The sequence below is a fragment of the Raineyella sp. genome (assembly GCF_034933565.1).
Lineage (GTDB): Bacteria > Actinomycetota > Actinomycetes > Propionibacteriales > Propionibacteriaceae > Raineyella.
Genome location: NZ_JAYFNG010000058.1, coordinates 1 through 23,215 on the forward strand (window position 1 = coordinate 1; position 23,215 = coordinate 23,215).

Here is a 23,215-nt window from a genome sequence, read left to right on the forward strand (position 1 = left end):
GGGCCCACGCCTGTCCCCTCCCCGTCCGACCCGCTCGCCGACCCGTCCGGTGACTGTGCAGTGCCGGTGGACGCAGGGTCGTGGGACGCAGGAGTGTGACCGCTCCTGGGACGGGCCGGCGGGGGCGTACGGGGAGGGGAAGCCGGCAGCCTCAGGGGGCCGGGATCAGGATGTCCCGCACCAGGGCGTCGAGATCGGCGTCCGCGGCGAGGAACTGGCGCAGCGTCTTGCGGGTGGGCCCGAACTCGTCGAACTCGGCCGGCGTCATGCCGTCGACCTCATAGGCGCGGACGAACTCCGGCACCCGCCGCAGCTGCTCGAGGTAGTGCGGGTCGACCGGGACGTCCATCCGGGGCACGACCCGGTAGTCCGACGCGTTGATCAGGGCCTGCCACTTGAACGGCGGGGAGACCACCACGTCGCCACCGACGAACTCGGCCCAGTGGTGCACGTTGCGGAAGGCCGCGGACAGCAGCCGGGCGCGGTACCCACGGTCCTGGAAGATCCGGTAGGCGTGCTTGAAGGCGGCCACACCGGCCCACTCCAGCGCGGACGGGTCGAGGAAGATCTTGTCGCGGGCGACCACCTGCTTGATCCAGTCGTCCAGCCGGCCGACCATGATGGTCACCACCGGGCCCATGGCGGAGGTGTCGTGGCCCTCGGCCTCGCGTGCGGCCAGGCCGCGCTCGATCGCCGCCGCGGCGGTCACGGCCTGGGCGACCGAGAAGGACACGGTCACGTTGACCGAGACGCCACGGCGGGTGGCCTCCTCGATCGCCGCGATGCCGACCTGCGTCGCCGGGATCTTCACCACGATGTTCGGCGCGAGCTCGCTGAACTCCACTGCCTGGGCGACGATCGCGTCGGCGTCGCGGGCCAGGCGCGGGTCGGTCTGCACCGACAGACGGCCGTTGCGGCCGTGGTGTTCGACGAAGATGGGCTCCAGCAGTTGGGCTGCCTCGACCGACATGTCCTTGACCGCCTGCCAGCCGATCGTCGACTCCCCCCAGGTGGGGTGGGCCGCCGCGATGGCGCGGATCCGGTCGTTCCACACCTCGGGGTGCCGGGAGATCGTGGTGTAGGCGATCACCGGGTTGCAGGTGGCTCCCACGCCGCCGAACGCGATGGACCTGCGCAGCTCGTCCAGGTCGGACGAGTCGTTCCACAGTGCGGTCGGGGTGGTCTGTGCGGCCTCCAACAGTGGGCCTGCTACGAGCGTCGTGTCGAGGTACGCCGTGTCATTCATGGACCTGAAGCTCCTGGGTCGGTGGCGTGGGTGGCGCCGATGCCGCCCAGCTGATGGCCACGAGACAAATAAACACCAATGACAGTACGAAGTCAAATATTTGTTCATACAAATGGGGTGTGTGTCCCGGTATCGTCGGCTCCCTCCCCCGGCCTGTCGCCTCGGCCCGTCACCTCGGGCTGTCCGACGGCGAGGCTCGGGGTGGTGGTGGCCTCAGGAGTCCGCCGGTCCCGACCGCGCGTCGAGGAACTGGTAGACCTCCACGTCGTCGACGCCCGGGAAGGTACCCGGCGGCAGGGCGGCGAGCAGGTGCGCGTGTGTCCGGGCGCTCGGCCAGGCGTACGTCCCCCAGCGCTGGGTCAGTGCCGAGGACGGCCGGCGGCAACAGGTCACGTCGGGGCAGCGGGAGACCGAATGTTCCTTCGTGTCGCGGCCGCGGAACCACTTGGAGTCCCGGTACGGCACGCCGAGACTGGTCGAATAGGCGCCACCCGCACCGGTCCGGTCGACCCGGGCGGTGCACCAGTAGGTGCCGTCGGGGGTGTCGGTGTACTGGTCGAACGCGTTGAACTTGTCCGGTACGTCGAAGACCTGTCGTGAGGTCCAGAAGCGGCACACCAGCTGGCCCTCGATCGCACCCAGGTTGTCCTTGGGGAAGGTCACCCCGTCGTTCTCGTACGCCTTGTAGATGGTGCCGGATTCATGCACCCGTTGGAAGTGCACCTGGATGCCGAGGTGGCGGGTGGCGAAGTTCGTGAACCGGTGACAGGCGGCCTCGTAGCTGACCGCGAAGGCGTCGCGCAGGTCCTCGGCCGCCAGCTCGCGGCGGCCCTTGGCCTCCTGGAGGAACTGCACCGCCGGCTCCTCGGGCATCATCAGGGCGGCGGCGAAGTAGTTCGTCTCCACCCGCTGGCGCAGGAACTCGCCGTAGTCGGTCGGCGGCGTGTGGCCGAGGATGTGGTGACCCAGCGCCTGCAGCAGCACCGACTTGGGGTCGTGGTCGCCGATGCCCGCGGTGGGCAGATAGATCCGCATGTTCCTCAGGTCGGTGACCGAGCGGGTCGAGTGCGGCAGGTCGTCGGCATGGTGCAGCCGGAAGCCGAGGTGTGCGGTGATCTCGCCGATCAGGTGCTGCGACAGCGGTCCGGAGACATAGCCGACCCGCTTCAGCAGCTTCGCCGCCTCCGCCTCCAGTTCGCCGTAGTAGTTGTCCCGGGCCCGCATCTCGTCGCGGAGCTGGGAGTTGGCGCGGCGGGCCTCCTCCGGTGTGGCGACCCGTTCGGCGGCGTCGCGGGCCAGCTCCCGGTGCAGACCGACAAGAGCCTCCAGGACGTCCATCGACATCCGCGGGGAGATCCGCACCTGAGGGAGCCCGCGGGAAAGGGCCAGTGAGGAGCGCATGTAGTGCTCGAGCTCGATCTCCAACTGGGCGCGTCGGCTCGGCACCGGGGCGGTGAGGTCCTCCAGCGTCGCGTCGTACACCCGGGCGATCCGCTGCAGCTGGGACAGCTTCGCCTCACGTTTGCCGTTCTCCAGCAGGGACAGCTGCGAGGAGGCGACGCCGGAGCGCTCGGCGACCTGTGCCAGGGTCAGGTTGCGCTCCTTGCGCAGGTGGCGCAGCCGCCGACCCAGGGAAAAGGGATCGAAAGGCTCCTCCCGGGCATCGGAGGCCGAGGGTCCATCGTCGTTGACAACCACAGAGTTGACGATACCGGAAGTTCTGCATTTCTTTCCAGGAAATCCTCTGGAAGAGTGTGGTGCAGATCACGCAAGGTGGAGCCACCAGGGCGCGCAGCAAGGACGCCGGCCCGAGGACCCGAAGGACATCGCCATGAGCTCCACCTCTGCCGAACTCATCCAGTACGACTGGAAGACCAACCCCCGCTGGGCGAACGTCAAGCGTGACTACACCGCCCAGGACGTCGTCCGGCTCCGTGGCACCGTGCAGGAGGAGCACACCCTCGCCCGCCGCGGCGCGGAGCGTCTCTGGGAGAAGCTGCACACCGAGGACTACCTCAATGCGCTCGGCGCCCTGACCGGCAACCAGGCGGTCCAGCAGGTCAAGGCCGGCCTCAAGGCCATCTACCTCTCCGGCTGGCAGGTCGCGGCCGACGCCAATCTCTCCGGCCACACCTACCCCGACCAGTCGCTCTACCCGGCCAACTCGGTCCCGCAGGTCGTCCGCCGGATCAACAACGCCCTGCTGCGCGCCGACCAGATCGAGCACTCCGAGGGCATCCGTACGGTCGAGGACTGGCTGGTCCCGATCGTCGCCGACGCCGAGGCCGGCTTCGGCGGCCCCCTCAACGCGTACGAGCTGATGAAGGCGATGATCGCCGCGGGTGCCTCCGGCGTCCACTGGGAGGACCAGCTGGCCTCGGAGAAGAAGTGCGGCCACCTGGGCGGCAAGGTCCTGGTGCCGACCAAGCAGCATGAGCGCACCCTCAACGCCGCCCGGCTGGCGGCCGACGTCGCCGACGTCCCGTCGGTGATCATCGCCCGCACCGACGCCGAGGCGGCCACCCTGATCACCTCCGATGTGGACGAGCGCGACCAGGAGTTCCTCACCGGGGAGCGCACCGCCGAGGGCTTCTACAAGGTCCGCAACGGCCTCGACTCCTGCATCGCCCGCGGCAAGGCGTACGCCGCGTACGCCGACCTGCTGTGGATGGAGACCGGCACCCCGGACCTGGCGGTGGCCCGGAAGTTCGCCGAGGCGATCAAGGCCGAGCACCCCGACCAGCTGCTGGCCTACAACTGCTCGCCGTCGTTCAACTGGAAGAAGCACCTCGACGACGTCACGATCGCGAAGTTCCAGCGCGAGCTGGGCGCGATGGGCTTCAAGTTCCAGTTCATCACCCTGGCCGGCTTCCACGCCCTCAACCACTCGATGTTCGACCTGGCCCATGGCTACGCCCGCGAGGGCATGACCGCCTACGTCGAGCTGCAGGAGCGCGAGTTCGCCGCCGAGGAGCGCGGCTACACCGCCACCAAGCACCAGCGCGAGGTCGGCACCGGCTACTTCGACGACATCGCCACGGTGGTCAACCCCGACAGCTCCACCACGGCGCTGAAGGACTCCACCGAGACCGCCCAGTTCTGATCCCCACCACACCCGCAGAGAAGCAGAGAGGAGACCGCCATGACGACCTCGACCGTGCACACATCGACCGGCGCGACATCGGACACCACGAAGGGCATGACGACCGCGACAGGATCCCCGGCCGGGGTCGCCGACGACACCCATGAGCCGATCGGTGACCTGCTGGTCGACCGCCGGCTCGTCGAGTTCCTGGACCGTGAGGCGCTGCCGGGCGCCGGGGTCGACCCGGCGCGGTTCTGGGACGGTTTCGTGCGGGTGTTCCGCGGGTTCACCGGCCGCAACCGGGCCCTGCTGGCCGAGCGTGACCGGCTGCAGACCACGCTCGACCAGTACCACCGGGAGCACCCGGGCACCCCCGACCCGGCCGACTACCAGGCCTTCCTGCGCCGGATCGGCTACCTCCTCGACGAACCGGCGGGGGTCCGGGCCAGGACCCGCAACGTCGACACCGAGATCGCCCAGGTGGCCGGCCCGCAGCTGGTCGTGCCGGTGATGAACCGCCGGTTCGCGATCAACGCGGCCAACGCCCGGTGGGGGTCGCTGTACGACGCCCTCTACGGCACCGACGCCATCAGCGAGGCCGACGGCGCCACCCGCGGGCCGGGCTACAACCCGCTCCGCGGCCAGCGGGTGATCGCCTGGGCCCGGGCCTTCCTGGACCGGGCCGTCCCGCTCACCTCGGGCTCGCACGCCGATGTGGTCGAGTACCGGGCCGGGCAGCGGCTCCGGGCGACGCTGCGCTCCGGGGAGATCGTCGGCCCGGTGGACGAGGACGCCTTCGCCGGGTTCACCGGGGCCCCGGGGGCGCCGAAGAGCATCCTGTTGCGCCACCACGGGCTGCACATCGACATCCGGTTCGACTTCGACAGCCCGATCGGCCGGGCGGACCGGGCCCACATCAGCGACATCGTCCTGGAGGCCGCGATCACCGCGATCATGGACTTCGAGGACTCGGTGGCGGCGGTCGACGGCCCGGACAAGGTCGTCGGCTACCGCAACTGGCTGGGACTCAACGACGGCTCGGCCGCCGAGGTGATGGAGAAGGGCGGGCGGACGTTCACCCGTACCCTCGCGGCGGACCCGACCTGGTCGGCGCCGGACGGTTCGGAGGTCCGCCTGCCCGGGCGCTCGCTGATGCTGTGCCGCAACGTCGGGCACCTGATGACCACGCCGGCGGTGCTCGACGAGCACGGCGAGGAGCTGCCCGAGGGCATCCTCGACGCGCTGGTGACCAGCCTGTGCGCGATGCCGGGCCTGGAGCCCACCAACCAGCGGGCGAACTCGCGGGCCGGCTCGATCTACATCGTGAAGCCCAAGCAGCACGGCCCGGCCGAGGTGGCGTTCACCTCGGATCTGTTCGCCGCCGTCGAGGACGTCCTCGGACTGGAGCGCAACACCATCAAGATGGGGATCATGGACGAGGAGCGCCGTACGACGGTGAACCTGATGGCGTGCATCGAGCAGGCCGCCGACCGGATCATCTTCATCAACACCGGGTTCCTGGACCGTACGGGCGACGAGATCCACACATCGATGGCCGCCGGAGCGATGATCCGCAAGGCGGAGATGAAGTCGGCCACCTGGATGACGAACTACGAGGACTGGAACGTCGATGTCGGCCTGGCCTGCGGCCTGCCGGGCCGGGCCCAGATCGGCAAGGGCATGTGGGCGATGACCGAGCTGATGGCCGACATGCTCGCCACGAAGATCGCCCATCCTGCGGCCGGTGCGAACACCGCCTGGGTGCCCTCGCCGACCGGCGCGACCCTGCATGTCACCCACTATCACGATGTGAACGTGTGGGAGCGTCAGGCCGACATCCTGCAGCAGGGCCGGCGCGCCACGCTGGCGGGGCTGCTGGACATCCCGCTCGCCCCGAGCACCGACTGGACGGCGGAGGAGAAGCGCCGGGAGGTGGAGAACTCCTGCCAGTCGATCCTCGGCTACGTGGTGCGCTGGATCGAGCAGGGTGTGGGCTGCTCCAAGGTGCCCGACATCAACGACGTCGACCTGATGGAGGACCGGGCGACCTGCCGGATCAGCTCGCAGATGCTGGCCAACTGGATCCACCACGACGTGGTGTCGGCGGAGTTCGTCGTCGACGCGTTCCGGCGGATGGCGGTGGTCGTGGACCAGCAGAACGCGGCCGACCCGGACTACCTGCCGATGACGCCGTCCACCCCCGAGGGATCGTACGAGGACTCGATCGCCTGGTGCGCCGCCCGTGACCTGGCCCTCGAGGGCACCCGGTCGCCGTCCGGCTACACCGAGCCGATCCTGCATGCGCGGCGTCGGGAGTTCAAGGCCGCCCACGGACTCGTCTGACGGCCTGATCCGTCCGACGGTCGACCCGTCCGACGACGGTGGTCCGTCCGACAGCGCTGCCCCAGCTGAGAGCCACCGTCGCAGATGCGCGGGAGCCCCGCCGGTCCTCGGACCGGCGGGGCTCCCGTGGTTCACGGACCTCACCCCGGGCCGGTCCGCAGCGGCCCGATCCAGGGTCGGAACGGTGTTTTCCGTTGCTCGGCCCTCGGTGACGACAATGGACGTACGTGTCGGTGGAGTCGAGTCGTACCGCCGGTGTGATCGGTAACACAGTGATCTGTGAGAACGGTGTGCCGGGGCGCCGGTCGCTCTGGACGTCGTCCGCTCCGCCGAGCGACAACCGTCGGCGGCGTACGCCCCGACCGACCCAGAACGGAGGCAACTCGTGAACACCGACAAGGGCGTCGATGTGGAAGAGTTCTTCGCAGGCCTGGCCGCCTCGTCCGACCCGGGCGCCATCGCCGTCTCGACCTCGGTGCTCCTGGAGCATCCGCGCGTCGACGAGTGGCGGATCGGCCCCAGCGGCGTCGACTGGGACGTCCCGCTCCCCTCGCTCCATCGGGTGGTGCCCCCGACTGCGCTGATCAGGGTCGCCCGGTGGTGGGAGGCCTCCGTGCGTCGGCCGGCCAGCCGCGGTGACTGGACGATCACCCGGGACTCCTTCGGCAGCTACCTCGTCGAACGGTGCCGCTTCGACCGGCCCCACCCCGGGCAGCGGACCCACCGGCTGGGCTGAGGGCCCACCCGCTCGGTCGCGCCCCCGGCACCGCCCGGCCACGGAGGATGTGGACGTACATCAGAGGGACCGCAGGTGCCCCGTTGGCTCAGCGAACCTGCGGGTGCCTCCGAACCTGCAGGTGCCTCCGTGGACTCAGAGCAGCTGTACGTACCCCTCGGTCCCGTTCACCCGGATCCGTCGCCCGTCGGGGATCAGTCGGGTGACGTTCTCCACCCCGACGACCGCGGGCAGCCCGTACTCGCGGGCGATCACCGAACCATGGGTGGCCCGGCCGCCGACCTCGGTGACCAGCCCGGTGATGCTCAGGAAAGCCGGGGTCCAACTGGGGTCGGTGAAGGTGGTGACGAGGATGTCCCCCGGCTCCAGATCGGCCTGTTCCATCGACAGGATGACCCGGGCCCGGCCCTCGACGGTGCCCGGCGAGGCGGCGATGCCGGGGAGAGCTCCGGCCGGCATCCGGCTGGTGTCGTAGCCGCCGGTGAACACCTCCCCCTCGGAGGTCATCACCCGCGGTGGGGTCAACCTGGCGTCGAGCGCGAACCGCGCCCGTCGGGCCGCGATCACCGCGCCGTCGACCCGTCGGGTCCGGACGGCCTCGCGGAACTCGTCGAGGGTCAGGAACCGGACGTCGTCCGGAGCCTCGATGACCCCCTCGCGCGCCAGCCCGTCGGCCTCCCGCATCAGGGCCTGCTTGATCATCCAGTAGTGCCCGACCATCAGGTACTTCGGGTACTCCCGATAGCCGGCGAGGTTGCGTATCCGGCTGATCGTACGGGCGACGCGCCTCGCCCGCCGCCGCCCGCCCGGCTGCCGACGGATGCGGTCGAGCAGCTCTCGTTCCTTCGCGTCGGCCGCTTCGACCGCCGCCTCGGTGAAGCCCTGCCGAGCATCCGGCCCGAGGGTACGTACGGCGCTGAGGATCATCGGCACCAGGGCCGTGGGCTGCTCGTTCCACCGCGGCCGGGTGATGTCGATCTCCCCGGCGCACCGCATGCCGTACCGGTCGAGGAACCCCCGGATCGCGGCGGCCGTCTCCGGCCCGCCCTCGAGGCGCTCCAGCCGGTCGAAGAAGTCCGCGTCGCCGAGACGGGCCAGCCCGGCCATCACCTCCGGATGGCCCCGGACGACGTCCGCGACGTCGAGCAGGGCGACCCCCATCTCCGCGGTGACGTCATGGGCCACCGCGCGGGCGAGCACGGTGCCCGCCGCCTTGTCCCGCAGCGTTCGCCGGGCGGTGCGGTCGACCAGCGCCTGGGCGACGATCCCGGCGTAGATGATCCCCATGCCCCGGGGGTCCTGGATGTCCTGCTTCAGCTGCCGGAAGTCCTGCCGGATGGCGTCGAACACGGCCTCGCCGCTCAGGCCCTCGACGGTACGCCGCGTGGCCTCGAGCCGGGCCCGGCGCTCCGCCATGAGTGCGGGGACCAGGTCCGGATCGTTGCCGCGGTAGGCCCTGATCGCCTCGACCGGGAGACGCCAGGTGAAGTAGCCCGAGCCCATGCTGAAGTAGCGCCGCCCCCGCGGTAGGGATCTCATGAAGGCCCTGCGCCGGATCAGGACCTTCATCGCGTTCAGCATGATCGGATCGATGCCGCCCATCACCAGGCGCAGGGTGAGGCGTCCGATCGGGGAGGCCAGATCGTGTGACAGGTCCAGGAAGATCCGTCCGGCGACCTCGACGGTGGGCAGCGCGTCCTCCTCGAACTGGGCGACGAAGAACGACAGGCCCAGTGGCGTCATGGCGTCGGTCATCATCTGCTGGTGGCCGAAGGACATGTACACCCGGGCGCTGCCGGCGGGGAGATCGGGCAGCGGGAACAGGGTGGTGATCGGCCGGCTCTGGACCACGCAGAAGTCACCGTCGACCAGGCACCACTCGATGTCCTGGGGCCGGCCGAGATGGGCCTCGATCGTCCGGCCCAGCCGGGCGAGCCGGAGGACCTGGTCGTCGGTCAGCGCCGGCCGGGTCTGCCGGCCGGGATCGACCGTCGTCGTCCCGGTCCCCCCGCCGGCCAGCGGCCGGACCACGGTCCTTTTGGCGGCCACCCGTCGGTCGACGATCCGACCGTCGGTGACCAGGTAGTGGTCGGTGTCCACCAGCCCCGACACCACGGCCTCGCCCAGTCCGAAGCTCGCGTCGACCGAGCATGCCTTCCGGTCGGAGGTCAGCGGGTCCGCCGTGAACAGGACTCCGGCCGCCTCGGGGAACACCATCTGCTGGACCACGACGGCCAGCTCGACGCCGCGCTGGTCGAAGCCGTTCCGCAGGCGGTAGGTCACCGCGCGCTCGGTGAACAGCGAGGCCCAGCAGCGGCTGATCGAGCGGAGCACGTCCGCGCGGCCACGGACGTTCAGGTAGCTCTCCTGCTGCCCGGCGAAGGAGGCCGACGGGAGGTCCTCGGCGGTCGCGCTGGACCGCACCGCGACCGGGCTCCGGTCCCCCAGTGCCGCCAGGTGCCGGTCGATCTGCTCGACCACCTCGGCCGGGATCGGCGTCGCCTCGAGCGCCGTACGGATCGCGGCGCTGGTTGCGGCGATGGCCGCACCGTCATCGGCGGCCAGCCCGGCCAGCCGGTCCAGCAGCGGATCGAGTGCCGCCGCCGCCAGCACGGCGCGGTACGCCTCGGTGGTGACACAGAAGGCGGCCGGGACCCGTACGCCCGGCGTCCGCACCAGGGCGGCGAGGCCGGCCCCCTTGCCGCCGACCAGGGAGAGCCGGGTCGCGGCCTCATCCTCCACCTCGACCACGTACGTCACCATGGGTGTCCACCCCTCGCGTCCTGGGCTCCGTTGCTCGGCCTTCCGGGCTCTCCCGCTCGGCCCTCCGGGGTCCGTTGCTCGGAGCTCGGGGCTCCGTTGCCGGGGCCCCGAGCTCTGCCGGGCCCGGAGGGTTTCCTGCTTCCGGGACCGCCGACGGTCCCACCGCTACGGTAGGTCCATGGCTGTCCACCGCACCGGCATCGACGCGGATCGCGTCGAGAACAGGCCTCTTTTCGCCCTCCCCAACGAGCTCGCCGGCATCCCCAAGGACCAGCTGCCGGACGACTGCATGGACCCCCGGGTCGCCTACCGACTGGTCCACGACGAGCTGATGCTCGACGGCAACGCCCGCCAGAACCTGGCGACCTTCGTCACGACCTTCATGGACGACGAGGCCGACCGGCTCTTCGGCGAGACCCTCGACAAGAACATGATCGACAAGGACGAGTACCCCCAGACCGCGGCGATCGAGGGCCGCTGCGTCCGGATCGTCGCCGATCTGTGGAACTCGCCACCGCACGAGGCCGCGACCGGTACCTCGACGACCGGCTCGAGCGAGGCGGTCATGCTGGCCGGGCTGGCGATGATGCGGCGCTGGCGGCAGCGACGCACCGCCGCCGGTCTGCCCGCCGACCGGCCGAACCTGGTGATGGGCATCAACGTGCAGGTCGTCTGGGAGAAGTTCTGCCGGTACTGGGACGTCGAGCCGCGCTACGCGCCGGTCGAGGAGGGCCGGCTGCATCTGGCCCCCGCCGAGGCCCTGGCGCTGGTCGACGACCACACCATCGGTGTGGTGGCGATCCTCGGCTCCACGTTCGACGGATCGTACGAGCCGGTCCAGGACATCGCCCGGGCGCTCGACACCCTGGCCGCCGGCGGGGGCCCCGACATCCCCGTGCACGTCGATGCGGCCTCGGGCGGGTTCGTCGCCCCGTTCCTCGACCCCGACCTGGAATGGGACTTCCGGGTGCCGCGGGTCCGGTCGATCAACGCCTCGGGTCACAAGTACGGACTGGTGTACCCCGGGGTCGGGTGGGTGATCTGGCGGACGCCCGAGGACCTGCCCGAGGACCTCGTGTTCCACGTCAACTACCTCGGCGGCGACATGCCGACCTTCGGGCTGAACTTCTCCCGCCCGGGCTCACAGGTGATCGCGCAGTACTACAACTTCCTCCGATTGGGACGGGAGGGGTACCGGGCGATCCAGCAGGCGTGTCGCGATACCGCGATGTACCTGTCCGGGCAGATCGCCACGATGGGCCCGTACGAGCTGCTCAGCGACGGCTCGCAACTGCCGGTCTTCTTCTTCCGGCTGCGCCCGGAGGTGACCAACTACACCGTCCACGACGTGTCGGCCAGGATGCGGGAGCGCGGGTGGCAGGTGCCGGCCTATGCGCTGCCCGCCGACCTGACCGACGTGTCGGGGCTGCGGATCGTGGTGCGCAACGGTTTCGGCCGGGACCTGGCCGACCTGTTCCTCGAGGACCTCCGGCGGGCGACGACCTACCTCCAGGGGCTCCCGCAACGGCTCCCGCCCGACCCGAGCCACACGGAGTCGTTCCGCCACTGAGACCCCTGGGCCCGGGTGATCGGATCCGCCGGCTGACGGATGCGCCGCCGGGCGGATCCGCCGACGGGCGGAGTCGGTGGCTGACGGATACGGCGGTGGAGGATTCGGCGGCGGGTCGGCCTCCCGGTACACTCCGGACACCATGAGCCATCCACCGACCGACGACCGGCGGACCTGGATGGACCTGCTGCGCGGCATCGCCATGGTGCTGGTCGTGATGTTCCACGCCGGGCTCTACACCGGAGGCGAGTACGGCACCGTCCTGGACGCCCTGCTGCGGCCCTTCCGGATGCCGGTCCTGATGGCCCTCTCCGGGCTGCTGCTGGAGCACTCGCTGGCCAAGGGCGCCCGCCGCTACCTCCGCGGCAAGGCCCGCGGGATCCTCTGGCCGTGGCTGGTCTGGATGATTGTCATGGTGGCGATCCTGACCCCGCAGGCCAAGGCGGATCCGGGGAGCTTCCTGACCACCGGGACCAACCTGTGGTTCCTCCAGGCACTGGCCTGCTGCTACGGCCTGGCCCTCGTGCTGCGGCCGCTGCCGCCGGCCTTCACCGCCGTGCCGCTCGTCCTGGTCGCCGGCCCGTTGCAGGACACCTCGACCGTTCTGGCCACGTACGCCTGGTACGGCTCGTTCTTCTTCCTGGGTGCCACCCTTTCCCCGGTGCTCGACCGGTGGCTGCGGGCCCCGGCCCGATGGGCCGCGGCCGCCGCGGTCCTGGCGCTGGTCGGCGCACTGGCCCAGGTGCCCCGCGGTCTCTACGTGCCCTACCGTCCGGAGAACGCCGCGATCTCGCTGGCGGGGATCCTGGCCGCGATCTGGCTGGCCGCGCGGCTGCCGAGGGTGGCGCCGGTCCGCGTACTGGAGTGGATCGGCCGCAACTCGATGGTCACCTACCTCGTCCACACCGCCCTGATGGTCCCGGTCTCCGGGGCGATCCTGCGCCGTCACCTCGGTGACGCCACCTCGACGCTGCTGTCCTTCACCGTGGTGTTCGCCGCCTGCCTGGTGATGACGGCGCTCCAGCCGTGGACGCCCTGGCTGTACCGGCTTCCGCTGCCGGCCCGGGGCCGGGCCCGGCGGGCGGACCGGGCCGAGGAGGTCACCGGTGGCCCGGCCGGCTTCGGGCCCGGCAATGTGAAGCCCGGCCGGCCGTAGCCTCGGACCGTCATCGCCTCGAACAGCCATGGCCCGGGAAACCACTGGACGCCACGCCACCTTCTTGTACCCTAGCTGGGATCCCAGAGGTGAAAGGTGCTGTCATGAGTCCTGAGGCCCGTCCCACCACCGCTGCTCGTCCCATCGCCGGTCCCCCCACCGGCACGGCGGTCGCACCGACCGATCGGGTCTTCGCGTCGGTGGCGCTGCTGCTGTTCAGCTCGGGCTGGGCCGCGAACCATTTCGCCTCGATGCTGCCGGTGCTGCGGGCCCAGCAGCACCTGACGAGCGTGTTCGTCAACGCGGCCTTCGGGATCTACGCGATCGGACTGCTGCCCGGCCTGCTCAGCGGTGGCGGTCTCGCCGACCGGATCGGCCCGCGTCGGGTCGTGGTGACCGGTGCCGCCACGGCAGCGGCCGGCAACCTGCTGATGGCCTGCTGGCATGCCGAGCCCGGCATCCTGACCGGTCGGCTGGTCGTCGGTGTGGGGGTCGGGCTCGCCGTCAGCGCCGGCACCGCCTGGGCGGCGAACCTGCGCGGGGTGAGCGGGGCGACCTTCGCCGGGATCATCCTCACCGCCGGCTTCGCCACCGGCCCGATCGCCAGTGGCCTGCTGGCCCTACGGCTCTCCCCCGCGGCCCGGCTCACGGTGCCGTTCCTGATCACCGCGCTGCTGTCGGCGCTGGCCGTGGGGGTCGCGGTCCGGACGGTCACCCCGGGTCCGTCCGCCCCCGCCCCGTCCCGGCCGCCGCTCTCATCACCCGCCGCGCGGGGACAGGCACCCCGGCCACCCCGACCGGCACGCGGGAGTGGCCTCGGACGGTCGCTCGCGGCAGCGCTCCCGATGGCCCTGTGGGTGTTCTCCTCGGCCACGGTCAGCTTCGTCGTCCTGCCCGGACGGATGCACGTGCCGGCGGCGTACGCGTCCGTGCTGCCGGGCCTGGCCGCGGGGCTGGCGTTCAGCGCCGGGGTGGGGATGCAGGTGCTGGCCCGGCGGCGGGCCTGGGGGCCGTTCGCCGGGGTGGCCGGGGCCGTCCTGGCGGGGGTCGGATTCACGCTGGTGGGGGCCGGCGGGCAGGCGCCGGCCTGGTGGTTGTCCCTGGTGGCGATCATCGTGCTGGGCAGCGCGTACGGGCTGTGCCTGCGGGAGGGGCTCGTGGATGTCGATCTGCTCGCTCCGCCGGCATCGCGAGGGCTCGCGATCGGGGTGTTCTACGTGTTCACCTACCTCGGCTTCGGTCTGCCGGTGTTCCTCGAGACCGTCCGGCCGAGCCTCGGGCCGTCACTGCCGTTGTTCGTGCTCGCTGCGGTCGCCCTGGCCGCCGCCGCGATCCGTACGGTGCACGTGCTGGCGACCGATCACCTGGATCGTTGACCGCCCCCCGGGCGGGCGCCGTCTCGCCCGCCCGCGTCGTACGTACGCCATGACCGCTCGGGCCGCTCGGGCCCACGTCAGATGCTGTGACCGCCCGCGTCGTCTGGGTCGGTCGGCCCGTACGGTCACACGGTCGGGTGCGTGGTGGCCAGGTGCTGGCGCAGCAGGTGGCTGAACAGGTCGGCGTCGCGGTCACGTAGTGCGTCGACCAGGCGTTCGTGGTCCTCGATCAGGTGCGGCATCCTGGCCAGCAGGGTGCCCCGCTGGCTGTACAGCAGCTGGCGCTGCCGGTCGGCCAGCCGGGCACTGAAGTCGATCAGGTGGCGATTGCCGCCGGCCTCGACGAACCTGCTGTGGAAGCGGATGCTCAGCTCGATGAAGTCCCCGACCCGCTGGTCGCGGTGGGCGGCCCGTTGCTGCTCGAGGATGTCCCGCAGCTCCTCCGCGATCCGGAGCGCGGCCTCACGGGACACCTCGGCCACGCCGCTGGTCTCCAGCACGTGGCGGGCGTTGGCGATGTCGAGGATCTCCTCGGGGCCGAGGGCGTTGACCACCGCACCGCGTTGCGGATAGATGGTGATCCAGCCGTCATCGCGGAGCCGGGCGAGGGCTGCCCGGACAGGGGTCCGGCTGACCCCGAGTGCCGCGGCCAGCTCGTTTTCGCTCAGCAGGGTGCCGGGCGCATAGCTGCCGTCGACGATCGACTCCCGGATCGCCTCGTGCGCGCGCTCCGAGGCCGAGCCTCGCGGTGGGGCACCCATCCCGACGTTCACCTCCGTTGTGGTCAGCCGACCGCCCCATTCTCCCAGAGCCCGGTGAGGCGCCGGGGCGGGGCACGCCTCACCGCTCGTCCCACCGCCCGACCCGCCGAGACCCACCGTCCGTCCGAGGATCCGGGGACGGGTCAGGGTCAGGACAGCACACGATGTCGGAAGTTGCGCAGCCCGAGGCCGAGGAAGAGCGTCCCGAACCCGAGGATCACCGAGTAGACGGCCCACAGGGACATGTGCTCCCCACCGGTGAACGCCGCCCGCATCCCCTCGTTGACGTAGATCAGCGGATTGATCAGCACCAACGTCTGCAGCCAGTGGAAGCTGCCGATCTGCACCGGCGCCAGTCTCGTCCAGGAGTAGTACGTGCCGCCGAGGAAGGTGATCGGCAGGATGATGAAGCCGAACATCAGGCCGATGTTGCGCGGCTCGAACGTCGTGCCGAGCAGGAGCCCCAGGCCCGCCATCGCCACCGAGGCCAGGGGCACCAGGGTCAGGATGACCGGCCAGTGCAGGTCGAGGTTCGCACTGACCCCGGGCGCGTGGACGACGGAGGCGATCGGCAGCACGATGGCGGCCGACAGCATGCCCTGGACCGCCCCGGAGAACACCTTCGACAGCGCCACCAGCCAGATCGGGCACGGCGCCTGCACCCGGTCCTCGATCTCGCGCGTGTAGCCGAACTCCTGTGCCATCGACATCGCGATCGACTGCACGCCCTGGAACATCACCGAGATGCCCACCACCCCCGGCACCAGCACCGTGGCGAACGCGGACTCGGCCGCCGCCCCCTGGCCGCCGCCCACGCCCTGGCCGATCTTGGGGAACACGTAGAGGAAGACGAAGCACAGCAGGAACGGCTGGATCAGCGTACGCAGCACGAACTCCCACAGGTGCTTGCGCAGCACGACCGCATCCCGCAGCAGGAGCGCACCCAACGCCGTCCAGCTGGACCGTACGGCCGAGCGGGCCGGGGTGCCCGGGAGACGGGCGGTCGCCCCCGGCACAGGTGTGACACGCGTCATTCGCGCAGCTCCTTCCCGGTCAGATCGATGAACACCGTCTCCAGGCTCGGTTCGTCCACCGACAGGTCACGGATGTCGATCCCGGCCTGCTCGGCGGCCTGCACGATCCGCGGGACGAGGCGATCGGCCTGCTGCACGTGCAGCTCCACCGCCCCGTCCCGGGCCCGGGAGCCGGTCACTCCCCGGACCCCGCGGGTGAGCACGTCCAGGACGCGGGCGGTGTCACCGTCCGTACGCACCGTGACGACGGTGTCCGCGGCCACCCGCTGTTTCAGATCGGCCGGTGTGCCGAGTGCCAGCAGCCGGCCGCGGTCCATGATCGCGACGCGACGACACAGCTGGTCGGCCTCCTCCATGTAGTGCGTGGTGAGCAGGATCGTCTGCCCGGTGCGGTTCAGCTCCAGCAGCTTGTCCCACAGGGCCAGCCGGCTCTGCGGGTCCAGACCCGCGGTCGGTTCGTCGAGGAACAGCACGGCCGGTCGGTGGAACATCGCGCGCGCCACCATCAGCCGCTGGGCCATCCCACCGGAGAGGGTGTAGACCGAGCGGCTGGCCCACCTGGTCAGCTGGAACTGCTCCAGCAGGTCGTCGGCCGTCGCTCTCGACTCACGGGCGCCGATGCCGAAGAGACGACCGTGGAAGTAGAGGTTCTCCCACACGGTGAGCTGCCGGTCGAGGGTGTTCTGCTGCGACACGATCCCGGTGATCGCCTTGACCAGGGACGGGTGGCGCGCCACGTCGATCCCGTTGACGTACGCGTGGCCGGACGACGGGACCACCCGGGTGGTCAGGATGCCCGCCGTCGTGGTCTTGCCGGCGCCGTTCGGCCCGAGCAACCCGAAGATCTCGCCGGCGCGCACGTCGAGGTCGATGCCGGCGACGGCCGGCATGTCCGACCCCCGGTAGGTCTTCGTCAATGCCTCGGTGTGGATCGCCAGAACGGTCGGGACCGGCGTCGGGTCCACGCGCTTGCCCATGACTCCAGTATGGGCAGGGTCCGCTCAGGACCCGACCTCGATGTCGCCGCTCACCATGCCGGCGTGGTCGAACGCCTGGGCGGCCAGCCACCGTCCGAGCGCGATCTGCTCCTCGGCCCGGTGGAAGTCCATCGTGCCCAGGGAATCGCGCGGGATCGTCACCAGGACATCCGGCGGGAAGGATGCGAGCTGGTAGCGCTGGACGATCGTCTGCATCGTCTCCAGGGACATCGTCATCACGTCGGTCGTCCGCAGGCCCGGCGGCAGCTCGCCGAACAGATCCTCCACCGAGGGAGCGCTGGTCTCCGAGCGCTGGCTGCGGCTGCGGCCGGCCATCAGGGAGGAGAGCGTACGCAGCGGTTCCGCCTCCATCAGGTGGCCCATCGTGTGCCGCAGCCGGCTGGTCCACTCCTCATCGGGCTGTTCGTCGGCCGAGGTCGACACCGGCAGGGCCGCGCCGCGGTGCGGCTCGTACCCGTCGAGGGTGACGGCGATGGTGATGTCGGCGCGGGCGGAGGCCAGGACACTGACCGGCACCTGGTTGAGGACGCCGCCGTCGACGAGGAGCCGACCGTTGAGGACGACGGGGGGGAACACGCCGGGCATCGCGATCGAGGCCCGGATGGCGGGGTTGATCGGGCCCTCCTGGAACCAGACCTCGCGCCGGGTCCACAGGTCGGCCGCGACCGCGGTGAACGGGATCGGCAGGTCCTCGATGCGCGGGACCGCGATGATCTCTGCGACCCGTTGCAGCACCCGCTCGATCTTGACCGTGCTCGGGCCCCGGAGGTTGGGGTCCATCAGCCGGAGCACCTCGCGCTGCGTACGGAGCTCCGACACCCAGTCGGTGAACGTGTCGAGATGGCCCGAGGAGTAGAGCGCCCCGACGATCGCCCCCATCGAGGTGCCGGCGATCCGGGTCACCGTGTAGCCACGTTCCTGGAGCTCGGCGAGGACCCCGATGTGGGCATACCCCCGGGCCCCACCCCCACCGAGTGCGATCGCCACCTTGTTACCTGTTGCCACGTGGCCGATCCTAGGCGACACCGTGGTCACGATTGGCGTTCTTCGGGCCGGAGGTAGTATGGTTACTCCTCGTGACCGCGGGGAATCCCGGGGTTCACGGGCTGTAGCGCAGCTTGGTAGCGCACCTGACTGGGGGTCAGGGGGTCGCAGGTTCAAATCCTGTCAGCCCGACGTAAAAGCCCTGGTGAGAGTAGGTTTCTCACCGGGGCTTCTTCATGTCCGAGGGTGGTTTTCGGTGGTCCCCCTCTGGTCCCCCTGGGGTGGCGCAGGGCGGTCGCCTGTGGACAGTCAGATCGCCTCGACCGCTTTCCTGTGGATAAGGGGACCAAAAGGGGACCAGAACTCCTACGCGGCCACTCGCACCGGCACCGCCGCACATCACAGTCCCCTGGCTGACGGGCCGCTGCGCCGAGCCTGCTTGCGTTGTCCGGCGGCGGAGAGGAAGGCGTTGGCCTGCTCGGCTGCTGAGGCGAGGTGGCGGTCGTCGGGGTGGAGGTAGCCGCGGGTGGTTTCCATTGAGGCGTGGCCGAGGATGTCTTGCAGGACGTGCAGCGGGATGCCGGCGTCGGCCATCCAGGTCGCTCCGGTGTGGCGCAGGCCGTGGCGGGTGAGGTCGGGCAGGCCGAGCTTGGCGACGATGCTGTCCCAGTCGGTGGCATCGCGGACGGTCGCGGTGGTGAGGTAGCCGCCCTTCGGGCCGACCAGCAACGAGTCTTCCGGCTGCTTGCCATCGGTGAGGCGTTCCAGGACGGGGCGGAGCGGTTCGAGGATCGGTACCCGGCGTTCTTTGCGGCTCTTGGTCGGCTTGGTCACCAGACCGCCCTTACCGGGGAAGACCTGGGGTTGACCCCGTCTGGTGGACATCGCGTTATGCGGCTTGGAGTGCCGCGGTCGTGTGGTGTTGTTCGAAGGTTACCGGTGAGCGCATGCCCAGGGCGGAGTGTCGGCGGCGTCGGTTGTAGGTGTTCTCGATCCAGTCGGTGACTCCGTGGATGGCTTCGGCCCGGGTGGTGAAGGTGTGGCGGTTGTAGTACTCGGTCTTCAGCGTGGACCAGAACGATTCCTGTTGGGCGTTGTCCCAGCACACTTCGGTCCGTCCGACCGACCGACGCACGTTCACCTCCGCCGCGACGTCGGCGAGCTGGGTGGAGGTGTACTGGCTGCCCCTGTCCGCGTGAAAGATCACCCCGTCCGCCCCCAACGGCGGGTCACGGAACAGGACAGCGCGGCGTAGCGGTCTCGACCAGATTGGTGTGGAGGTGGTCGGCGAACTGGTAGCCGATCACCCGGCGGGAGTGGCCATCTCGGATCCCGGCCAGGTAGAGCCATCCTTCGCCCGTCTTCAGGTAGGTGATGTCGGAGGTCCACCCCGCGTTCAGCCGGCCCTGGTCGAACCGGCGCTCGACCAGATCTGGGATGTGATGGACCGCCTCGTCGGTGATGGTCGTGACCGGGTGCCACGGCCGGGGGCTGATCCCGCGGATCCCTTCGTGACGCATGAGCTTGGCGACGGTCTTGATCGAGACGACCTCGCCGGCCTCGCGCAGGTCGGCGGTGATCCGCGGTGCCCCGTTCACACCGTGGGAGGCGTCGTGGGCGACCCTGATCTTGACCGCCAGGTCCGTCCGGCGAGCGGCCCGCGGCCCAGGACCCGCTGTCTGGCGGGCCTGCCAGGCGTAGTAGCCCGACCGGGAGACCTCCAGAAGGTCGCACATCCTGGCCAACGTCGGCAGCGCGGTTTCGGCCTTCTTCGCGTCATGGGTGATCTGGTCGATCACTTCGAACGCCCGGCCCGGTGTGGGTCGTTCTCCGCTGCGAAGAAGGCCGCTGCTTTTTTCAGGAACTCCCTGTCCATCCGCAGTTCGGCGACCTCGCGGCGCAGTCGTTCCAGCTCGGCGCGTTCGTCGGTGTCCAGCGCCGAGGGTGGTTCATCGGTCATGTGCGCGCGTTCGATCGCGACCCAGCGGCCGAGGAGCTGCTCACCGACCCCGATCTCGCGGGCGACCTCGACGATCGTCCGCCCGGTATCGATCACCAGATGTGCTGCCTCGCGCCGGTAGGCCGGGGTATAGCTCTTCCGTTTCGCCCCCATGAGGACCATCCTTCCCTGCCCGGTCCACCAGAGACCAGACGATCTGGATGTCCACCGAACGGGGTCAACCTCACCAGCTCATCGATGTCCGTTCGGGGGAGCGTCGCGAACGGCAAGCAGTGCCGTCCTCACGATGACGCGCAGGCGAGGCCACCGCGCCGTAGGGCACTGACCACGACACAGCCGCATTCGGCTGGCGCGTCCCTTCACGGTGTACCGCACCGTTTCGGCGTGTCGATGGCTCAGCGAGGTTGTTACGAGTAGTATCTGTTACATGCAGGACTTCACGCGCCTAAGCGACGCAGGCCTCACTGACGTTGATCGAGCGTTGCGTCATGAACGCCTACGCCGCCGTAAGGCGTGGCGTAACTGCGAGCGCTGCGAGCAGGCGTTTCTCGGGCGAGGTGATGCCCGCTTCTGCTCGGCTCGCTGTCGAGTCGCCGCGCATCGAGCGGGGAAGGAGTCCCGATGAGTGACAGGCTGCGGGTTGTCGCGTCACGTCGGTACGGAACGCTTTCGCCGCTCCGCTATCCGGGAGGTAAGGCGGCACTTGCTGGCTTCTTTGGTGACATCATCGATGCCCTTGGGATCCAGCGCGCCCGCTATATCGAGCCGTATGCCGGTGGCGTGGGAGCTGGGATTGCGCTGCTCCGTGAAGGCATTGTCGAAGAACTGGTCGTGAACGACATTGACCCCGCCGTGTACGCCTTCTGGAAGTCCGCGGTCAGAGACAACGCAAACTTCGTCGATATGGTTGCGTCTGTCCCGCTCACGATCGCTGAATGGCAGAAGCAGCGAGAGATTTACAGATCGCGCGATGAGCGAGATTCACTCCGCCTGGGGTTTGCCTTCTTCTTTCTGAACAGGACCAACCGTTCAGGGATTCTGAACGCCGGAGTCATCGGCGGTCAGCGACAGGAAGGAAAATACAAGATTGACGCCCGCTTCAATCGTGAAACGCTTATCGAACGATTGACTGCTGTCGGAGGCCTGGCCGATCGGATCGCCGTCTCAGACCTTGACGGCAGGACGGTAATCCAACGCTACGCTCAGGACGATCGAGCATTTATGTACATCGATCCGCCGTATGTTCAGGCAGGTTCTCAGCTCTACCTCAACGCGTTCGACGGCAGGGATCACACAGCTCTCGCGGCAATCGTCAATACGGTTGAGAAAGCGCACTGGCTCATGACATATGACACGGCTCCACTGATTGAGAAGCTGTATCGCGAGCACTTCCAATGCCGCTTGGAACTGACCTACTCCGCGCGGTATCCGGGGCAGGCCGAAGAACTGCTCGTTGCATCGCCCGCGGTCGCCGGTGTGGTCAAGGCGTTGCAGGGGCAGACTGTGATGGCGGACGCAACAAGCGCCTGAGCAGCGGATTGACCACCTTCCACGCCTGCCGAACGTCCTCCGCGGTCACCGACGCATCTGCGCTGTGCGCGATGAGATTGAACCACTGGATAGAGCCGTGTTTGTGAGCGTTTCCCGACTGTATGGCGCCGATGGTCGATTTTATAGTCTTCTCCGAGCCATAGGTTTGCGCGACCACTTTGAAAACCGCACTCAACTCGCCTGTCGCGGGCGTTGCGGAGCCCTCGAAATGGACCTTGATGGTGGCTTCGAGAACTGAGCGCAATAGGATCGCGGACGCGATAGGCAAGTTTCCCAGGCTGATCCGTCGTAGTTCGAAGTAGCGCAGTTTGAGGTTCAGCGGTGCGTTCTCGTAGTCGAGGCCAGACAGATCGAGTGTGTCCTTTGTGTCTGGATGGTTCGGTCCACGGCTTCCTGCTCCGCTCGGAGGCTCAGGCTGGGGTGGCGTTGCTCCGCCGGTATCGCTGCCGGGACCGGTTGGAGGCATCCCGTGGCTGCCACCTTGTGACGGTCCAGGTGGAGTCATTGGTGTGGGCGTGGCGGGTGATGGTGTCGGCGTTGCTGTAGTGGGTACACCGTTGAGACGGTCCACGAACGGCTGGTAGGCGTCATCACGCTTCTTGAGCTCCGGAGAGCGGGTGTTGAGCCTTCCAGCGCGAAACTCTCCGACTAGATACTCCAATGCACCGAGCTTCTTCTTTGGAAGTTTCAACGCGATCTTCTCGGGAGTCGAGGACCGAGGAAGCAACATGCCGTCTCTATCGAACTCTGCCCCGATCGCCGCCGCGATGTCCTTGCTTCGGTACGCGTACTCAAAGGCCGACATCGCCAAGTCGTCGCTCGCGGCATACTGCCGGAGGGTGTGATCGGAGAATGGCGCAGCGGCAAGGAAGCGTCGCATCACAGCCATCTTCATGAACCTTGCGACCTCGACGTCGGGGTACTGCGCCTTGACGTCCTCCACAGTCGTCTGGTCGTCCACGAGTGAGTAGTAGAAGGTTGCTTGTTGGTCGCGGCTCCACCGCTTCTTGGAGATGCCAGTATGCAATCGGGCAACGTGCGGGGCAGCGGTCGCGCGATCAGGCGCCACGATGACACGGATTCGTTCGGGAAGGTTCTCTGCCTCGACTGCATACCGCTTGAGCAGTGAGCGGACCTCGGCTTCGTGACCAGGCACGATCGTCGGGTCGTGGAGCGCCTTGAGTGCGCTGACGCGCCGGTTGCCTTCCAGGACGATATACGAAGGTGGCTCGTCCTGTGACTCCGCCGCGATCACGATCGGCACCTCGTTGTCGAAGTAGCCGTCGCGAAGGATCAGCCGCGCCGCGCCGAGGACGTCCTCGGAAGCGAACAGATACTTCAAAGCTCCGGCTTCATCGTCGCGACGAGTCGGGATGCGGTAGTTCTCCAGGTCGAGCAGGAGCCGGCTCAGCTCGACCTCCACGATGGGTAGCTGCTCGTAAGCCATGTCCAGCCTCGTCTCGGTGATCCGTCCGGCGATCTACGCCCTCGGTGCCGAACGGACGAGAGCTGTCGTTCAGTCCTAACCGTAGCCGCGCTGCTTCGCGATCGGGCTGAGACACGTCGAGGCGCATCAACCGAAGCTCCTCTGACACGCAAACGCACGAACCGGTTGCGATAGGTGCCCGTGACGCCGTGTCAGGTCCCGACGG

16 protein-coding genes, 1 tRNA gene and 1 pseudogene are annotated in these 23,215 nt (G+C 69.1%); 8 read left to right on the forward strand and 10 right to left on the reverse strand.

Annotated features, from left to right (window positions below; genetic code table 11):
* Positions 1-151 precede the first annotated feature (151 nt).
* Positions 152-1,246, reverse strand: a complete 1,095-nt coding sequence (locus tag VB059_RS13960) for a transaldolase family protein (RefSeq protein WP_323422582.1) — start codon at positions 1,244-1,246, stop codon at positions 152-154.
* Between the two features lie 213 nt (positions 1,247-1,459).
* Positions 1,460-2,944 carry a helix-turn-helix domain-containing protein gene (locus VB059_RS13965; RefSeq protein WP_323422583.1) on the reverse strand — a complete coding sequence of 495 codons (1,485 nt, stop codon included), beginning with the start codon at positions 2,942-2,944 and terminating at the stop codon, positions 1,460-1,462.
* A 133-nt stretch (positions 2,945-3,077) separates the two neighbouring features.
* On the opposite strand from VB059_RS13965, the gene aceA reads away from it, so the two are divergent.
* From aceA to VB059_RS13980, 3 genes are all read left to right on the forward strand, one after another.
* Complete coding sequence (gene aceA, locus VB059_RS13970; RefSeq protein ID WP_323422584.1) at positions 3,078-4,349, forward strand: isocitrate lyase; 1,272 nt, start codon at positions 3,078-3,080, stop codon at positions 4,347-4,349.
* A gap of 39 nt (positions 4,350-4,388) precedes the next feature.
* The gene (locus VB059_RS13975) at positions 4,389-6,674 is read left to right on the forward strand and encodes a malate synthase G (RefSeq protein WP_323422585.1); all 2,286 of its coding nucleotides are present in this window, start codon (positions 4,389-4,391) and stop codon (positions 6,672-6,674) included.
* A 385-nt stretch (positions 6,675-7,059) separates the two neighbouring features.
* Positions 7,060-7,410, forward strand: coding sequence for a hypothetical protein (locus VB059_RS13980; protein ID WP_323422586.1), 351 nt, complete (start codon positions 7,060-7,062; stop codon positions 7,408-7,410).
* A 135-nt stretch (positions 7,411-7,545) separates the two neighbouring features.
* Here the strand turns inward: VB059_RS13980 and rph are convergent, their stop codons facing one another.
* Entirely contained in the window at positions 7,546-10,173 is a 2,628-nt protein-coding gene (gene rph / locus VB059_RS13985; protein ID WP_323422587.1) for a rifamycin-inactivating phosphotransferase, read from the reverse strand.
* A 178-nt stretch (positions 10,174-10,351) separates the two neighbouring features.
* On the opposite strand from rph, the gene VB059_RS13990 reads away from it, so the two are divergent.
* The 3 genes from VB059_RS13990 (at position 10,352) to VB059_RS14000 (ending at position 14,275) form a co-directional block, all read left to right on the forward strand.
* Positions 10,352-11,743, forward strand: coding sequence for a glutamate decarboxylase (locus tag VB059_RS13990; RefSeq protein WP_323422588.1), 1,392 nt, complete (start codon positions 10,352-10,354; stop codon positions 11,741-11,743).
* A 142-nt stretch (positions 11,744-11,885) separates the two neighbouring features.
* Positions 11,886-12,899, forward strand: a complete 1,014-nt coding sequence (locus VB059_RS13995) for an acyltransferase (protein WP_323422589.1) — start codon at positions 11,886-11,888, stop codon at positions 12,897-12,899.
* A gap of 104 nt (positions 12,900-13,003) precedes the next feature.
* Positions 13,004-14,275 carry an MFS transporter gene (locus VB059_RS14000; protein ID WP_323422590.1) on the forward strand — a complete coding sequence of 424 codons (1,272 nt, stop codon included), beginning with the start codon at positions 13,004-13,006 and terminating at the stop codon, positions 14,273-14,275.
* Positions 14,276-14,400: 125 nt separating this feature from the next.
* Here VB059_RS14000 and VB059_RS14005 read toward each other — a convergent pair whose 3' ends face one another.
* The 4 genes from VB059_RS14005 to VB059_RS14020 all read right to left on the reverse strand — a co-directional run bounded on the left by VB059_RS14005 (position 14,401) and on the right by VB059_RS14020 (position 18,073).
* Positions 14,401-15,036: a GntR family transcriptional regulator gene (locus tag VB059_RS14005; RefSeq protein WP_323422591.1), complete on the reverse strand. Its 636-nt coding sequence runs from the start codon at positions 15,034-15,036 to the stop codon at positions 14,401-14,403.
* 149 nt (positions 15,037-15,185) lie between these two features.
* A complete protein-coding gene (locus tag VB059_RS14010; RefSeq protein ID WP_323422592.1) occupies positions 15,186-16,070 on the reverse strand; it encodes an ABC transporter permease in 885 nt (294 codons plus the stop codon).
* The gene (locus VB059_RS14015; protein WP_323422593.1) at positions 16,067-17,047 is read right to left on the reverse strand and encodes an ATP-binding cassette domain-containing protein; all 981 of its coding nucleotides are present in this window, start codon (positions 17,045-17,047) and stop codon (positions 16,067-16,069) included. The genes VB059_RS14010 and VB059_RS14015 overlap by 4 nt, the downstream gene beginning before the upstream one ends.
* A 24-nt stretch (positions 17,048-17,071) precedes the next feature.
* Positions 17,072-18,073: a patatin-like phospholipase family protein gene (locus VB059_RS14020; protein ID WP_323422594.1), complete on the reverse strand. Its 1,002-nt coding sequence runs from the start codon at positions 18,071-18,073 to the stop codon at positions 17,072-17,074.
* Positions 18,074-18,170: 97 nt separating this feature from the next.
* On the opposite strand from VB059_RS14020, the gene VB059_RS14025 reads away from it, so the two are divergent.
* Positions 18,171-18,244, forward strand: a tRNA-Pro gene (locus VB059_RS14025).
* Between the two features lie 207 nt (positions 18,245-18,451).
* On the opposite strand, the gene VB059_RS14030 is transcribed toward VB059_RS14025, so the two are convergent.
* On the reverse strand, positions 18,452-18,937 hold the full coding sequence (locus VB059_RS14030; RefSeq protein ID WP_323422595.1) for a tyrosine-type recombinase/integrase: 486 nt from the start codon (positions 18,935-18,937) through the stop codon (positions 18,452-18,454).
* A 4-nt stretch (positions 18,938-18,941) separates the two neighbouring features.
* Positions 18,942-20,174 (reverse strand): annotated as a pseudogene (locus VB059_RS14035) (IS3 family transposase).
* Between the two features lie 459 nt (positions 20,175-20,633).
* On the opposite strand from VB059_RS14035, the gene VB059_RS14040 reads away from it, so the two are divergent.
* Complete coding sequence (locus VB059_RS14040; RefSeq protein WP_323422596.1) at positions 20,634-21,542, forward strand: DNA adenine methylase; 909 nt, start codon at positions 20,634-20,636, stop codon at positions 21,540-21,542.
* On the opposite strand, the gene VB059_RS14045 is transcribed toward VB059_RS14040, so the two are convergent.
* On the reverse strand, positions 21,493-23,010 hold the full coding sequence (locus tag VB059_RS14045) for a hypothetical protein (RefSeq protein WP_323422597.1): 1,518 nt from the start codon (positions 23,008-23,010) through the stop codon (positions 21,493-21,495). The two genes, VB059_RS14040 and VB059_RS14045, sit on opposite strands and share 50 nt — an antisense overlap.
* Positions 23,011-23,215: the final 205 nt, after the last annotated feature.